13 protein-coding genes and 2 tRNA genes are annotated in these 14202 nt (G+C 72.2%); 9 read left to right on the top strand and 6 right to left on the bottom strand.

The genetic code is table 11. The features are described 5' to 3' along the window. Window positions 1-87 precede the first annotated feature (87 nt). The 5 genes from ACIRL2_RS07845 (at window position 88) to ACIRL2_RS07825 (ending at window position 5665) form a co-directional block, all read left to right on the top strand. A complete protein-coding gene (locus tag ACIRL2_RS07845; RefSeq protein ID WP_395872723.1) occupies window positions 88-1269 on the top strand; it encodes an acyltransferase domain-containing protein in 1182 nt (393 codons plus the stop codon). 73 nt (window positions 1270-1342) lie between these two features. Next, window positions 1343-2353, top strand: a complete 1011-nt coding sequence (locus tag ACIRL2_RS07840) for a beta-ketoacyl-ACP synthase III (RefSeq protein WP_402230825.1) — start codon at window positions 1343-1345, stop codon at window positions 2351-2353. Between the two features lie 79 nt (window positions 2354-2432). Then, window positions 2433-2681 (top strand): acyl carrier protein, encoded by a 249-nt coding sequence (locus ACIRL2_RS07835; protein ID WP_395872719.1) that lies wholly within the window; start codon window positions 2433-2435, stop codon window positions 2679-2681. A 133-nt stretch (window positions 2682-2814) separates the two neighbouring features. Then, window positions 2815-4116, top strand: coding sequence for a beta-ketoacyl-ACP synthase II (fabF, locus tag ACIRL2_RS07830; RefSeq protein WP_395872717.1), 1302 nt, complete (start codon window positions 2815-2817; stop codon window positions 4114-4116). 103 nt (window positions 4117-4219) lie between these two features. Next, complete coding sequence (locus tag ACIRL2_RS07825) at window positions 4220-5665, top strand: acyl-CoA carboxylase subunit beta (protein ID WP_402230871.1); 1446 nt, start codon at window positions 4220-4222, stop codon at window positions 5663-5665. A 124-nt stretch (window positions 5666-5789) separates the two neighbouring features. Here the strand turns inward: ACIRL2_RS07825 and ACIRL2_RS07820 are convergent, their stop codons facing one another. Then, window positions 5790-6284: a DUF3145 domain-containing protein gene (locus ACIRL2_RS07820; RefSeq protein WP_026218798.1), complete on the bottom strand. Its 495-nt coding sequence runs from the start codon at window positions 6282-6284 to the stop codon at window positions 5790-5792. Between the two features lie 328 nt (window positions 6285-6612). Here ACIRL2_RS07820 and ACIRL2_RS07815 point away from each other — a divergent pair, with 328 nt between their 5' ends. After that, the gene (locus tag ACIRL2_RS07815) at window positions 6613-7584 is read left to right on the top strand and encodes an SGNH/GDSL hydrolase family protein (protein ID WP_395872715.1); all 972 of its coding nucleotides are present in this window, start codon (window positions 6613-6615) and stop codon (window positions 7582-7584) included. A gap of 168 nt (window positions 7585-7752) precedes the next feature. Here ACIRL2_RS07815 and ACIRL2_RS07810 read toward each other — a convergent pair. After that, window positions 7753-7826 (bottom strand) — tRNA-Ile (locus ACIRL2_RS07810). Between the two features lie 258 nt (window positions 7827-8084). Between ACIRL2_RS07810 and ACIRL2_RS07805 the strand changes: the two genes are divergently transcribed. Further along, window positions 8085-9029 (top strand): NADP-dependent oxidoreductase, encoded by a 945-nt coding sequence (locus ACIRL2_RS07805; protein WP_395872713.1) that lies wholly within the window; start codon window positions 8085-8087, stop codon window positions 9027-9029. Window positions 9030-9154: 125 nt separating this feature from the next. Here the strand turns inward: ACIRL2_RS07805 and ACIRL2_RS07800 are convergent, their stop codons facing one another. Beyond that, window positions 9155-10129: an LLM class flavin-dependent oxidoreductase gene (locus ACIRL2_RS07800; RefSeq protein ID WP_395872711.1), complete on the bottom strand. Its 975-nt coding sequence runs from the start codon at window positions 10127-10129 to the stop codon at window positions 9155-9157. Between the two features lie 107 nt (window positions 10130-10236). On the opposite strand from ACIRL2_RS07800, the gene ACIRL2_RS07795 reads away from it, so the two are divergent. Next, entirely contained in the window at window positions 10237-10773 is a 537-nt protein-coding gene (locus ACIRL2_RS07795; RefSeq protein ID WP_395872709.1) for a nuclear transport factor 2 family protein, read from the top strand. A gap of 54 nt (window positions 10774-10827) precedes the next feature. Here the strand turns inward: ACIRL2_RS07795 and ACIRL2_RS07790 are convergent. Then, window positions 10828-10903, bottom strand: a tRNA-Asn gene (locus ACIRL2_RS07790). Window positions 10904-11065: 162 nt separating this feature from the next. Here ACIRL2_RS07790 and ACIRL2_RS07785 point away from each other — a divergent pair. Continuing rightward, window positions 11066-11365: a YtxH domain-containing protein gene (locus tag ACIRL2_RS07785; protein WP_395872707.1), complete on the top strand. Its 300-nt coding sequence runs from the start codon at window positions 11066-11068 to the stop codon at window positions 11363-11365. A gap of 146 nt (window positions 11366-11511) precedes the next feature. Here ACIRL2_RS07785 and ACIRL2_RS07780 read toward each other — a convergent pair whose 3' ends face one another. Further along, window positions 11512-12984: an FGGY-family carbohydrate kinase gene (locus ACIRL2_RS07780; protein ID WP_395872705.1), complete on the bottom strand. Its 1473-nt coding sequence runs from the start codon at window positions 12982-12984 to the stop codon at window positions 11512-11514. 41 nt (window positions 12985-13025) lie between these two features. Next, window positions 13026-14180 carry an RNA polymerase sigma factor gene (locus ACIRL2_RS07775; protein ID WP_402230818.1) on the bottom strand — a complete coding sequence of 385 codons (1155 nt, stop codon included), beginning with the start codon at window positions 14178-14180 and terminating at the stop codon, window positions 13026-13028. Between the last annotated feature and the right edge of the window lie 22 nt (window positions 14181-14202).

Here is a 14202-nt window from a genome sequence, read left to right as displayed (position 1 = left end):
TTTGTAGGAAACCCACAAAGTCGCCATCGGATCTTCGTCCCTGCCGATAAGGGGCTCACACCCCTGGCAGGAGAGAGGCTTGACCTCGTGCTCGTACTCGTCGCTCCCGGACAGGGTGCCCAGACGCCCGGATTCCTCGCCCCTTGGCTCGACCTCGACGGTGTGGCCGATCGGCTGCGCTGGTGGTCCGCCGTCACGGGCCTCGACCTGATCCATTACGGCACCAAGGCCGACGCGGACGAGATCCGGGACACGGCGGTGGCCCAGCCGCTGCTCGTCGCCTCGGGTCTGGTGGCCGCCCTCGCGCTCTTCCCGCACCCCTCCGACGCCTATCGCGTGGTCGGCGCCGCCGCCGGTCACAGCGTCGGCGAGCTGACCGCCGCCGCCGGCACCGGGGTGATCACCGCCGAGTCGGCGATGACCCTCGTCCGCGAGCGCGGCAAGGCCATGGCCGCCGCGGCCGCCGTGACGCAGACCGGCATGAGCGCGGTGCTCGGCGGCACCCCGGAGGCGGTGCTCGCCAAGATCGCCGAGCACGGCCTGACCCCGGCGAACATGAACGGCGCGGGCCAGATCGTCGCGGCCGGCACCCTGGAGCAGCTCGCCGCGTTCGCCGCCGACCCGCCGGAGCGGGCGAAGGTGCGACCGCTCGCGGTGGCCGGCGCCTTCCACACCGAGCACATGGCGTCCGCGGTGAGCCGGCTCGCCGAGTTGGTCCCGGGTGTGACCGTGCGCGACCCGCGCACGCCGTTCATCTCCAACTCCGACGGCGCCGTGCTGCACGACGGCCGCGACGTGGTCAAGCGGCTGGTCACCCAGGTCTCCAACCCGGTGCGCTGGGACCTGTGCATGGAGACCATGAAGGACCTGGGCGTCACCGGGCTGATCGAGGTGGCCCCGGCCGGCACCCTGACCGGTCTGGCCAAGCGCGCCCTGCCGGACGTGGAGAGGGTCGCGCTCAAGACCCCGGACGACCTGGAGGCGGCCCGCAAGCTGGTCGAGCGGCACGGCAGCCCCAGCACGATCGACGCCTCGCCCACGTGGCGCCTGGTGGTCGCGCCGTTCAAGGGCATCGTCGAACTCACCGACGTCAAGGCGGGCGACTCGCTGATGCCCGGCTCCCGCGTCGCCACGGTGCGCTCGCACCGTGACGAGCAGACCATCACCGTCCCGCACGGCGGCACCGTGGTCGAGTGGCTCGTCGAGGACGGCGACCCGGTCGCGCCCGGCATGCCGCTGCTGCGCATCCACCCGCAGAGCTCGCTGTGACGTACGTCGTGACAGTCGCTCCGCACCCGGCCGCGAACCCACCCGGCCTCGAACCCGTACGGGAGGACCACGCGTGACCGCTATCATCACCCCCCGCGCCGGTGCCGCGCACGCGCGCATCCTCGGCGTCGGCGGTTACCGCCCGGCTCGGATCGTGCCCAACTCCGAGCTGGTGGACCGGATCGACTCGTCCGACGAGTGGATCCAGAGCCGGTCCGGGATCAAGACCCGGCGCTGGGCCTCCCCCGAGGAGACCGTCGCCGAGATGTCCATCGCGGCGGCCGGCAAGGCCCTCGCGCACGCCGGCCTGGACGCCTCGCAGGTGGGCTGCGTGATCGTCTCGACGGTCACCCACCTCAAGCAGACCCCGGCCATCGCGACCGAGATCGCGCACCGCCTGGGCGCGGGCGGCGGGCGGGCGGCGGCGTTCGACGTCTCCGCGGCCTGCGCGGGCTTCTGCTACGGCGTCTCGCTGGGCAGCGACATGGTCCGCGGCGGCAGCGCCGAGTACGTCCTGGTGATCGGGGTCGAGCGACTCAGCGACCTGACCAACCTGTCGGACCGCGGCACCGCGTTCATCTTCGGCGACGGCGCGGGCGCCGTCGTGATCGGTCCCTCGGCCACGCCGGGCATCGGCCCGGTCGTGTGGGGTTCGGACGGTGCGCAGTCCGAGGCGATCACCCAGACCGTCGACTGGAACGACCTGCGCGAGGATCGCGAACAGGAATTCCCCACGCTCAAGATGGAGGGCCAGAAGGTCTTCCGCTGGGCCGTGTGGGAGATGGCCAAGGTCTGCGAGCAGGCCTTGGACGCCGCCGGGATCAAGGCCGAGGACCTGGACGCGTTCATCCCGCACCAGGCCAACATGCGGATCACCGATGCCATGATCAAGGCACTGAAGCTGCCCGCCGAAGTGCCGGTCGCCCGCGACATCGCCGAGAACGGCAACACCTCCGCCGCGTCCATCCCGCTCGCGATGGAGCGCATGCTCGAAAGCGGCGAAGCGGTCAGCGGAGGCACCGCCCTGATCATGGGATTCGGGGCCGGCCTCGTCTACGCGGGGCAGGTCATTACGCTTCCGTAGTCCCCCGTCGGTCGCCGCCGACCGGACGAGCAACATCAGCAGTACCCGTCACCGCAGAAGATTCGAATCAAGGAGCAACATGGCTGCCAGCCAGGAGCAGGTCCTCGAGGGCCTCGCCGACATCGTCAACGAGATCGCCGGCGTCCCGCAGGACGAGGTCGAGCTGGACAAGTCCTTCATCGACGACCTGGACGTGGACTCGCTGTCGATGGTCGAGGTCGTCGTGGCGGCCGAGGAGAAGTTCGAGGTCAAGATCCCGGACGACGACGTCAAGGGCCTCAAGACCGTCCGCGACGCGGTGGACTACATCGTCAAGGCCGCCGCCTAGGTCGAAAGCAGCGCCGGCCGTACCCCGGGCCGGACCCGCACCCGCGAGTCCGGCCCGGGCGGTCGCAGCACCACCGGCACCGGCACCCCAGCCGCCGGATCGCCCGAAACAACAGCGTGGGAGTGAGAAGACAGTGAAGTCGACCGAGCGCAACGACGCCGCGCGAACCGTGGTCGTCACCGGTCTGGGCGCGACCACGCCGGTCGGCGGGGATGTCGCGAGCACGTGGTCCGCGCTGCTCGCGGGCACGTCCGGCGCGCGGGCGCTGACCGAGGAATGGGCCGCGCAGTTGTCGGTCACCTTCGCCGCGCGCATCGCGGTCGAGCCGCTGGAGGTCATGCCGAAGGTCGAGGCGCGTCGCCTGGACCGCTCCGGCCAGTTCGCGATGATCGCCGCGCGCGAGGCCTGGCTGGACGCCGGCTACGCGGCGAAGAACACCGCGCCCGAGGACGCCCCGGACGCGCTCGTCGTGGACCCGATCCGCCTCGGTGTGGTCATCGCCTCCGGCATCGGCGGCGTCACCACCCTGCTCGACGCGTGGGACATCTTCAACGACAAGGGTCCGCGTCGCGTGGGCCCGCTCACCGTCCCGATGCTCATGCCCAACAGCCCGGCCGCCAACGTCGGCATCGAGTTGGGCGCGCGAGCGGGTGTGCACACTCCCGTCAGCGCGTGCGCCTCGGGCGCCGAGGCGGTCGCCTACGGCCTGGAGATGATCCGCTCGGGCCGCGCCGACGTGGTGGTCTGCGGCGGTACCGAGGCCGCGATCCACCCGCTGCCGATGGCCGCCTTCGCGAACATGATGGCGATGTCCAAGCGCAACGACGAGCCGCAGCGCGCGTCGCGTCCGTACGACAAGGGTCGCGACGGCTTCGTGATGGGCGAGGGCGCGGGCGTCCTGGTCCTGGAGAGCGCCGAGCACGCGGCGGCCCGCGGGGCCCGCGTGTACGCCGAGGTCGCGGGCGCCGGACTCAGCTCCGACGGCCACCACATCGCCCAGCCCGAGCCGACCGGCCGCGACATCGCCCGCGCGATGGCACTGGCCCTGGAGGACGGCGGCCTCGCGCCGGAGGAGATCGTGCACGTCAACGCGCACGGCACCTCGACCCCGGCGGGCGACGTCACCGAACTCAGGGCGATCCGCGCCACGTTGGGCGACGCGGCGGCCGACAAGGTCACCGTCACCAGCACCAAGTCGATGACCGGGCACCTGCTCGGCGGCACCGGCGCGGTCGAGTCGGTCGCCACCGTGCTCGCCCTCTACCACCGCACGGCGCCGCCCACGATCAACGTGGACGACCTCGACGACGAGGTGGACCTGGACATCATCCGGGGCGAGCCGCGCACGCTGCCCGACGGCGACATCGCCGCGCTCAACAACTCGTTCGGCTTCGGCGGGCACAACGTCGTCGTCGCCTTCCGCCGGTTCGGGTGACCCCCGGGCTTCTCGCGCTCGTCCGCGACGCGCGCCGCCGGGCGGCACCATGCCCGACGCGCGCGACGCGGCGGGCAGGACGGACCGTATACACGTGACCGTGATGGACAACCGACCCGGTGGCAAGGCCGCATCCGCGCCCGCCGCCAGGCCCACCCGTCCGCACCGCGACGACGACCCGCGCAACCCGAGGCTGCGGCTGCGCAACCTGGTGGATCCGGGCTCGTACGAGGAGATCTCCGCCTACGAGACCACCTCCGGCACCCTCGCGTGCGTCGGCACGATCAACGGCGCCCGGGTGGTCGCCTACGCCTCGGACCCCACCGTCCAGGGTGGCGCGATGGGCGAAGAGGGCTGCGCCATCGTGGTCGAGGCGTACGAGCGGGCGATGGCCGAGCAGGCGCCGATCATCGCGCTGTTCCACTCCGGCGGCGCCCGACTCCAGGAGGGCGTGGCCAGCCTGCACGCGGTGGGCCGGATCTTCCACGCGATGACCATGGCCTCGGGCCGGATCCCGCAGATCTCGGTCGTGCTCGGCGCGGCCGCCGGCGGCGCGGCCTACGGACCCGCGCTGACCGACATCGTGATCCTGGCGCCCGAGGGCCGAATCTTCGTCACCGGCCCGGACGTGGTCCGCTCGGTCACCGGCGAGGACGTCGACGCGCTGCGCCTGGGCGGCCCCGAGCCGCACGGCCGACGCAGCGGTGTGGTGCACGTGGTCGCCGATTCCGAGCAGGACGCGATCGACCGGGCCCGCGGCCTGGCCGATCTGCTGGCCAACCAGGGCGAGATCGACCCGACCGGCCTGGACCGCCGCGAACTGGGCGCGCTGCTGCCCGAGTCCGCCAAGCGGGCTTACGACGTGCACCCGGTGGTCGAGGGCCTGCTGGACGAGCCCGGCCAGGAACTGCACCCCAAGTGGGCGCCGAACATCGTCACCACGCTCGGCCGGCTCGGCGGGCGCACCGTGGGCCTGGTCGCGAACAACCCGCTGCGCCTGGGTGGTTGCCTGGACTCGGCGTCGGCCGAGAAGGCGTCCCGCTTCGTACGTATGTGCGATGCGTTCGGGGTGCCGCTCGTGGTGGTCGTGGACGTGCCCGGCTACCTGCCCGGCGTGGGCCAGGAGTGGGACGGCGTGGTGCGCCGCGGCGCGAAGCTGCTGCACGCGTTCGGCGAGTGCGTCGTGCCGCGCGTGACGATGGTCACGCGCAAGGCGTACGGCGGCGCGTACATCGCGATGAACTCGCGCTCGCTGGGGGCGACCCGGGTACTGGCCTGGCCGACCGCCGAGGTCGCGGTGATGGGCGCGGTCGCCGCCGTGCGCATCCTGCACCGACGCCGGCTCGCCGAAGTCCCGGACGAACTGAAGCCGCAGGTGGAGCTGGAGCTGGCGGCCGAGCACGAGAAGGTCGCCGGAGGTCTGGAGCGGGCGATCGAACTCGGCGTCGTGGACGAGGTGATCGACCCGGACGAGAGCCGGATCGCGATCGCGAAGGCGATCGCCGCCGCGCCGCGCACCCGCGGCGCGCACGGCAACATCCCGCTGTAGGTCCGAAGGCGGAGACGCGTGGGGCCCTTCCGGATGATTCGGAAGGGCCCCACGCGTCGGTATGTCTATACGTATGTCTTCTCCCCGGCTGCTCCGGCCGCCGCCCCGGGTCCACCGCCCGGGCTCAGACCACCTGGTGCAGCCAGCGCACCGGCGTGCCCTCCCCCGCGTAGCGGAAGGGCTCCAGTTCGTCGTCCCACGGCTTGCCGAGCAGCTTCTCCACCTCGGAGCGCAGATCGACCTCGCCGCGGGCGGCCCGACCCAGAACCGCGCGCAGCCGATCCTCGGGGATCAGGATGTCGCCGTGCGCCCCCGTGACGGCGTGGAAGATGCCGAGATCGGGGGTGTTGCTGTAGCGCTCCCCCTCGGCGTTGGCCGAGGGTTCCTCGGTGGCCTCGAAGCGCAGCAGGTGCCACCCGCGCAGCGCCGAGGCAAGGCGCGACGCGGTACCGGGCGCGCCCTGCCAGGACAGCTCGGCCCGCAACATACCGGGCGCCACCGGCTGGCGGACCCAGTCAAGACTCACGCGCACGCCAAGAACGCCCGCTGCGGCCCACTCGACGTGCGGGCACAGCGCACGCGGCGCGGAGTGCACGTACAGAACTCCACGTGTCGTCACCGGGACCTCCAGGCTTCAAGGACGAGGTTCGCCTTCCCCAGCGGCCTCAACCCTTGTCTCGGACTGCCTGTTCGAATCCCGGTCTTCCATTGTGCCCCACAGACCACGGATGTACCACAGGCACCAGTTGCTGTCCGTAATCACATGTGGGCAATTGTCCGATGTGAAGGAACAATTCGTTACTCACCGTCTCGGAATGGTGAGCCACTGCACTCAACGTGCCCGGCCGTCGACAACGCCACTCCCGGCTTTGTCGGCCTTCACACGAAGGAGTGACGTACCGTCGATGGACATCGTCGTGTCGATGCTAGGGGTCGGGAGGGGCGGCGTGGGCGGGAAACGACGAGTAGGGGTGGTCACCGCGACGATGGTCGCGACGCTGTTGGCAGTGTCCTCGTGCAACGACTCGGGTGGCGGCGACGCCGCCGCCCCGGCCGCGGTCGGCGGTAAGCCGGCGGCCGAGCCGAGCGGAAGGCAAACCGGGAAACCGGGCAACCCGACCTCGGCCGAACAGCCCAACGGGAAGGCGATCACCCCGACACCGGACGCGCCGGCGACCGCGACCGCACCACCCCGACCGCGCTCGATGGCGGCCCTGGGCGACTCGATCACGCGCGGCTTCGACACGTGCTCACCGCTCCAGGACTGCCCGGAGAAGTCGTGGGCCACCGGCACCTCGGCCGACGTGAACAGTCACGCCAAGCGGCTGGGACTGCCCGCGGACGCCGTCTTCAACAACGCCGAGACCGGTGCCCGGATGTCGGATCTGGCCGGCCAGGCCCGCAAGGCGGTCCAGGAGCGGGCCGAGTACGTCACGATCCTGATGGGCGCCAACGACGCGTGCCGGCGCTCCGAGGCCGAGATGACCTCGCCGGGCACGTTCGAGAGCCAGTTCCGCGACGCGCTGGACGTACTGCGCGAGGGGCTGCCGCGCACGCGCGTCCTGGTGGTCAGCGTGCCGGACCTGGGTCGCATGTGGGAGACCGGTCACGACGAGATGATGGCCCGCGCGGTGTGGTCGATGGCGAACGTGTGCCAGTCGATGCTGGAGGATCCGCAATCGGCCAAGCCCGCCGCACTGGACCGCCGGCAGCGGGTGCGCGACCGGGTGACCGCCTTCAACGCCAAGCTGCGCGAGGTGTGTTCGACCTGGTCCAACTGCCGCTACGACGGCGGTGTGGTGAACACCCAGCGGTTCGGGAAGAACGACGTCAGCCACTGGGACTGGTTCCACCCGAGCGTGGCGGGTCAGCGCACGCTGGCCGAGGTCACGTCACGCCAGGGATATACATGGGGATAGCCCGTACGAGTGATTTCCCTCCCGGAATCCCCGGTGGGCCCGCTAAGCTCTCACTCGACTACGGAAAAGAGTCGCTCGACGACACACAGCGACGAAGCCAAGCGACGAAAGCTTACGATCGAGACATACGACGTGGGACACGCACAGCGAGACGCCGACCTGAACGGGTGGGGCGGGTGGGACTCGAACCCACGGCCAAGGGATTATGAGTCCCCTGCTCTAACCAGCTGAGCTACCGCCCCCGTGCCGTCCGCTGCCGGACAGCCTGACGCAGCATAACCGGTCAGGCGCGACCAACGCTTGGGGGGATCCTCACGAGCGTTGTCTCATCCTGCCCGAAAGTGTTCGCATCCCATCGCTCGATCGGGTCGAGGCCGCGTGCGCCGCATCGCACCGTCGGGTCCGGGCCGCCCTTGCCCGCCGGTCGTTTACGACGCGCCGCGCGCGGTCACTCGGGTGATCCCGGCCATCGTTGGAGTTCGTGCGAGGAGAGAACCACCATGCGCGCTGTCGCCGTGAACGAGTTCGGAGGCGACCCGAAGGTCGTCGACGTCTCGAAACCCACCCCCGCCAGGGGTGAGCTGTTGGTCGAGGTCGCGGCGGCGGCCGTCAACCCGTTCGACTGGAAGGTCGCGGACGGCATGCTCGCCGAGTCGATGAAGCACGCGTTCCCGCTCGTGCTCGGGGTGGACTTCGCGGGCACGGTCGTGGACGCGGGTTCGGACGCGGTCCGGTTCTCGGTCGGCGACAAGGTGTTCGGCTCGGCGCTGCGCGCGCCGGTCGGCGCGGTCGGCGCGTACGCCGAGTTCCTGACCGTGCCCTCGACCGGTCTGATCGCCTCCGCCGCCGATCTGGACCCGGCCCAGGCCGCCACGCTGCCCACCGCCGCGGGCACCGCGCTGGGCCTGCTGGAGGCCGGTGGCGTGCGCGCCGATCAGACCCTCCTGTTGGTCGGCGCGGCAGGCGGCGTCGGAACCTTCCTGACCCAGCTCGCGGCGGCGCGCGACGTCCGGGTGCTCGCGGTGACCCGGGGCGTCGGCGCGTCGAAGATGGGCGCGCTCGGCGCCGCCCAGACCTACGACGCGACCGGCGGGATCGTCGCGGACAAGGTGCGCTCGGACTATCCCGACGGCGTGGACGCGCTGGTCGACCTGGTCTCCGACGCGACCGACTTCGCCGCCTACGCCCGGCTGATCCGGGACGGTGGAGTGGCGCTGACCACCCAGTTCGTGGCCGACGCGCGGGAGTTGGCCGAGCGCGGGATCGAGGCGATCAACCACGACCAGAAGTCCACCGCGGAGTTGTACGACCGGCTCGCCGACGAACTTCGCGGACACCGGATCACCGTGCCGATCGAGGCCCGCCTGCCGCTGAGCGACGCTCCCACCGCCATCGCCCGCAGCCGCCTCGGCGGCGCCCGGGGCAAGACGGTGATCATCCCGTAGTCCCGGCGGGGCGCCTCCCGCCGACCTCGCCCGACCGCCGCCCGACCCGCGCCCGCGCGCCCGGGCGGCGGTCGGGAGCGCCGGCGCCGCGCCGTCCCGGCCGGCCCCGAGGGTCGGTGCCCGGGTCACGCCACCAGTGGCGCCAGTCGCGAACACAGCGTCGTCACGTGTGCGCGCGCCATCTCCTCGTCCATGCCGCTCAACGACGCGAAGAACCACACCGTCTCGATCGGCGTATCGGCCACGTACGCCCGGATCTCCCGGGCCGCGTCCTCGGGCGTCGCGTGCAGGAAGTGGCCCGGCGCGGCGGACAGTCCGCGCGCCCGCCACCGGTACGGGTCGATCGGACGCGGCGGTGCGGCGTCGGTGCCCTCGACCGCGTACCGGTGGTAGCCGTCCCACTGGTGCGCCAGGTGTCGGGAGACCACCGGCCAGTCCCGCTCGGGGTCCTCGGTGATCCATCCGTTCAGCAGCCCGGCCATCCGGGCGCCGGCCGGGTCGTGACCCGCCTCGCGCAGTCCATCCAGGTACGGGGCTGCCATCGCCGGATTCGCGGTCAGCAGCGATTCGCCCAGCAGCCCGGCCCGCCGCGCACCCTGCGGCCCCTGGTAGCCGAGCCAGATCCGCGGCCGGCGCTGGACCGGCCCCGGCGTGATCGTCCCGCTCTCCCACAGTCTGCGGATCTCGCGCGCGCTCGCGTCGGTGGCCGAGAACCGGGTCCCGATCAGGTCGGACCGGTCGAACAGGTCGTATTCGGGCTTCCGGTAACCGGTGCCGATGCCCAGTTCCAGCCGACCGCCGCTGACCAGGTCCACGATCGCCGCCTCCTCGGCCAGGTGCGCCGGGTGCCGCAGCGGCGCGATCGTGACGCCGGTGCCGATCCGGGCCCGCTTCGTGCGGGCGGCGATCGCGGCGGCCAGGGTGAGCGGCTGGCTGAGGTAGCCGTCGTCGAAGCCGTGATGCTCGGTGGTCCAGATCGAGTGCACTCCGAGCCGGTCCGCCTCCTCGCACAACTCCAGCGTGAACGCGTACAACCGGGACCAGTCCTGCCGCCACTCGACCGGGTTGCGCAGGTCCAGGTAGATGCCGACGTCGACCATGCGACCGCTCCCCACGGGTGGGTGCCGAACGCGCGGACCCGGGGCATCGTCCCGGCCGGGCATCTGACACGGTGATATCTGACTGACCGTCAGCTTACGGAGGCAGCATGTCGGACCCGATCACCACCCGGCTCGATCGCCTGGAGGCGCACGAGCAGATCCGCCAACTCGCCGCCCGCTACGCGCTCGCCCTGGACGGTCGGGACGTGCCGGCGCTGGCCGCGCTGTTCGTGGACGACGTGCGCACGGGTGACGGCGGGGTCGGCCGGGACGCCCTGGCCCGGTGGTTCGACCCGGTGCTGCGCCCGTACGGGATCACCTTTCACCTGATCGGGAACCACGTGATCGACCTGGTGGACCAGGACCACGCCACGGGCGTCGTGTACTGCCGCCCGGAGCACGAGGTGGGCGACCTGTGGGTGGTGATGCCGATGATCTACCGGGACCGCTACGAACGGCGGGACGGGCGGTGGTACTTCCGCAGCCGCAAGCCGAGCGTCTTCTACGCGGCCGACGTGCTGGAGCACCCGTTGGCCGTGCCCGACCGCTTCCACTTCCCGAACAACCCGATGATCACCGAGGCGGAGCTGCCCCAGGCGTGGGCGTCGTGGCGCGAGTTCTGGGCCCGCACCGGGAGCGAGTAGCCCGGCCGGGCAACGCGGAAGCGCCCACCAGGTGAACCTGGTGGGCGCTTCCGGTGGCTCCCGCAATTGGACTCGAACCAATAACCTGCCGGTTAACAGCCGGCTGCTCTGCCAATTGAGCTATGCGGGATTGCGTCGGACCGTTCGGCGGTCGCTGCGTGGAATACATTAGCGCATTCCGAGGGGTGGCCCGCACCAGGGTTTTTCCGGTAGGACCTCACAGGTTGCCTACGCACCGCGCCCGGGTAGGCGCTGACGTGCACGGGCGGGACACACGACCGCGGAGGACACCATGATCAACAAGCTCACCTTCGTCACCGGCCTCGCCATCGGCTACGTGCTGGGGGCGAAGGCCGGGCGTGAGCGGTACGAGCAGATCCGGAAATTGTCCGGCACGGTGGCGGGCAGCCCGCCCGCCCAGAAGGCCGGGCACGCGGCGGCCGAACTCGGCCGCGGGGCCGGCGTCAAGGCCGGTCGGGCGATCGGCGAGCACCTGCCCGAGCGGGTGGGTCGGCACCTGCCGGACCGGTTCGGCCGGCACGGCACGAACGGCACGTCGGTGACGCCGCCGCGCTACGGACAGGGGCTGTAGTACCCGTAGGCGCCCGATGCGGGCAAGCACCCGCGTCGCCGCAGTACCCGCGGCACCCGCGACGGCCGGTGGCATCGGTCGGGCGGGGCCGCGGATCGGGCCTGTCCGGCGCCGGCCGACCATCCGTCGGTCGGCGCCCCGGCCGATCACCCCCTGCGGTGGCGCCCACCCGCGTCCGCACCCTCGCGCGGCGGCGCCACCGCGCCCGGGTGCAGCCGATCACGCACCTCGCGATACTGCGCCCGGACCGCGTCGCCGAGCGCCAGTTCCTCCTCGCCCGGTTCCGGGAACACACCCACCCCCGAGGGCCACGCCGGGAGCACGCCGAACAGCGCCCACGCGGCCTGCCGGGCCGCGCCCTGGGCCACGTAGCGCCCGGCGAGCGCCGCCGCGGGCACCGCCGTCGGCAACCCGAGCAGCGCCGGCGCGATCGTGGCCACCGCGGCCGAGCGCGCGCCCGGGCCGACCAGAATCACCCGATCCACCGCCACGTCCCGATCACGCAGCACGTCCAGCGCGTCCGAGATGCCGCACAACATGCCCTCCACCGACGCCCGGGCGAGCGACGCCGGCGTCATGCTCTCCCGGCGCAGCCCGGTCAGCGTGCCCGCCGCGTGCGGCAGGTCGGGGATCTGCTCGCCTTCGAGGTAGGGCAGCAGCACCAGTCCGGCGGCGCCCGGGGTGGACTCCAGCGCGACCCGGTCGAACTCCTCGGCGTCCAGTCCCAGCATCGACGCGGTGCCGCGCAGCACCCGGGCCGCGTTGAGGGTGCGCACCAGTGGCAGGTATCGCCCGGTGGCGTCCGCGTAGGAAGCGACCACCCCGGTCGGGTCGGCCACCGACACCGGGTGCGGTGCGAAGGCGGTGCCGGTGGTGCCGATCGCCACCACCACGTCGCCGTCGGACAGCCCCGCGCCCAGCGCCAGGGCCGCCTCGGCGCCGGTGCCGGCGGAGACCAGCACGCCTTCGGGGGTGCGCCCGGCGGCGCCGCCCGGCGGCAGCACGAGCGGCGTGCGCGGGACCCGGCCGATGGCCAGGTGCAACAGGTCCTCACGCCACTCGCCGGTGGTGGCGTAGTAGCCGGTCGTCGAGGCGTCCGCGCGGTCGGTGACCGGCTCCGGCGGGCAGCCGAGCAGTTGCCAGGTGACCCAGTCGTGCGGGAGCAGGACGGAGGCGATCCGGGTGACCGCGTCGGGTTCGAACCGGGCGAATCGCCGCAGTTGGGCGATTGCCGACGACGAACCGGGCACCGATCCGGTCGCGACCGTCCACGCCCCCGGCCCGCCCAGCGCGTCCACGAGGTCCGCGGCGGCCCCGGAGGCCCCGAGGTCGTCCCCGGGCAGCGGATGCCCGAGTACCACGCCCTGCGCGTCCAGCGGGACGGCGCCGTGGTTCTGGGCGGCCACCCCGATCGCCGCCACGCCGTCGAGGAGGCCGCCCGCCGCGGCCTCGCCGAAGGCCCGCAGCCACGCGCCGGGCGTGGTCGCGGCGCCCTCGGCGTACGCGGCGCGCCCCTGGCGCAGGGGCGTACCGCTCGCGGCGTCGCAGACGAGGATGCGCAACTGGCGCGCTGAGCAGTGCACCCCGGCGACGAGGGTGGGTGTCGGGCTTGTCGGCATGGGCGAATTCTGACAGCAGACGAACCTCGGAACAGTAGGGATCAGTCGAGATAGCCTCGCAGTTGCTCCGAGTACGACCGTTCGCGAAGTCGGGACAGTGTGCGCGACTCGATCTGGCGTATTCGCTCACGGGTCACCCCGAAGACCCGGCCGATCTCCTCCAGGGTGTGCGGTTCGCCGTCGGCGAGCCCGTAGCGCAGTTGCACCACCTGGCGTTCCCGGTCGCCCAGGGTGGACAGCAGCGCCTCCAGGTGCTCGCGCAGCATCAGGTATGCCGCGGCCTCGGCCGGGGAGGTCGCGTCGGTGTCCTCGACGATGTCGCCCAGGAGCACCTCGTCCTCGCCGACGGGTGTGTGCAACGACACCGGCTCCTGGGCCAGCCGCAGGATCTCGGTGACCCGCTCGGCGGTCAGGTCGAGGACCTCGCCGACGTCCTCCGCGGTGGGCTCCTCGCCGCGCTCCTGCAACAGCCGGCGCTGCACCCGGATGACCCGGTTGATCAACTCGACCACGTGCACCGGGACCCGGATGGTCCGGGCCTGGTCGGCCAGCGCCCGGCTCATCGCCTGGCGAATCCACCAGGTCGCGTAGGTGGAGAACTTGTAGCCGCGGGTGTAGTCGAACTTCTCCACCGCCCGGATCAGGCCCAGGTTGCCCTCCTGGACCAGGTCGAGCAGGCCCAGGCCGCGGCCGACATAGCGTTTGGCGATGGAGACCACCAGGCGCAGGTTGGCCTCGATCAGGCGGCGTTTGGCCCGCTCGCCGTCGCGGACCAGGGTGGCCAGCGCGTCGCGGGCGGCGGGGTCGGCGGGCGGGTCGTCGAGCAGGCGTTCCTCGGCGAACAGGCCGGCCTCGACCCGGCGTGCCAGATCGACCTCGTCCGCGGCGCTCAGCAACGGCACTCGGCCGATCTCGCGCAGGTACTGGCGCAGCAGGTCGGCGGACGAGCCGCCGGACTCGGCCGGCCGCGGAGTGTCGTCCGACTCGGCGTCGGTGTCCGCTCCCGTGGTCTGCTCGGCCGTGTGCGACACGGCGGCCGCGGTCGGTGCGGGTGCCGCGTCCGGCACGGGTGGCGCGGTTCCTGGGGTGGCGTGCTGGGTGAGGACGGTGGCCGGGCCCGGTTCAGGCTCATCCGTCCGATCCGTGTGGGCGGGGTCGCCGCCGGGCGTTTTCCCCCGTCTGGTGTGCCGATGCACCTTCCCCAGTCTGCTGTACGAG

The sequence above is a fragment of the Embleya sp. NPDC127516 genome (assembly GCF_044765325.1).
Lineage (GTDB): Bacteria > Actinomycetota > Actinomycetes > Streptomycetales > Streptomycetaceae > Embleya.
The sequence above is the reverse complement of the archived record's forward strand: the minus strand, read 5'-3'. Positions and strand labels throughout refer to the sequence as shown.

Coding starts and splice junctions, on each gene's coding strand:
- ACIRL2_RS07835 (WP_395872719.1), top strand. CDS start 2,433: ATGGCTGCCAGCCAGGAGCAGGTCCTCGAGGGCCTCGCCGACATCGTC.
- ACIRL2_RS07795 (WP_395872709.1), top strand. CDS start 10,237: ATGTCGGACCCGATCACCACCCGGCTCGATCGCCTGGAGGCGCACGAG.
- ACIRL2_RS07800 (WP_395872711.1), bottom strand. CDS start 10,129: ATGGTCGACGTCGGCATCTACCTGGACCTGCGCAACCCGGTCGAGTGG.
- ACIRL2_RS07780 (WP_395872705.1), bottom strand. CDS start 12,984: ATGCCGACAAGCCCGACACCCACCCTCGTCGCCGGGGTGCACTGCTCA.
- ACIRL2_RS07825 (WP_402230871.1), top strand. CDS start 4,220: ATGGACAACCGACCCGGTGGCAAGGCCGCATCCGCGCCCGCCGCCAGG.
- ACIRL2_RS07805 (WP_395872713.1), top strand. CDS start 8,085: ATGCGCGCTGTCGCCGTGAACGAGTTCGGAGGCGACCCGAAGGTCGTC.
- ACIRL2_RS07785 (WP_395872707.1), top strand. CDS start 11,066: ATGATCAACAAGCTCACCTTCGTCACCGGCCTCGCCATCGGCTACGTG.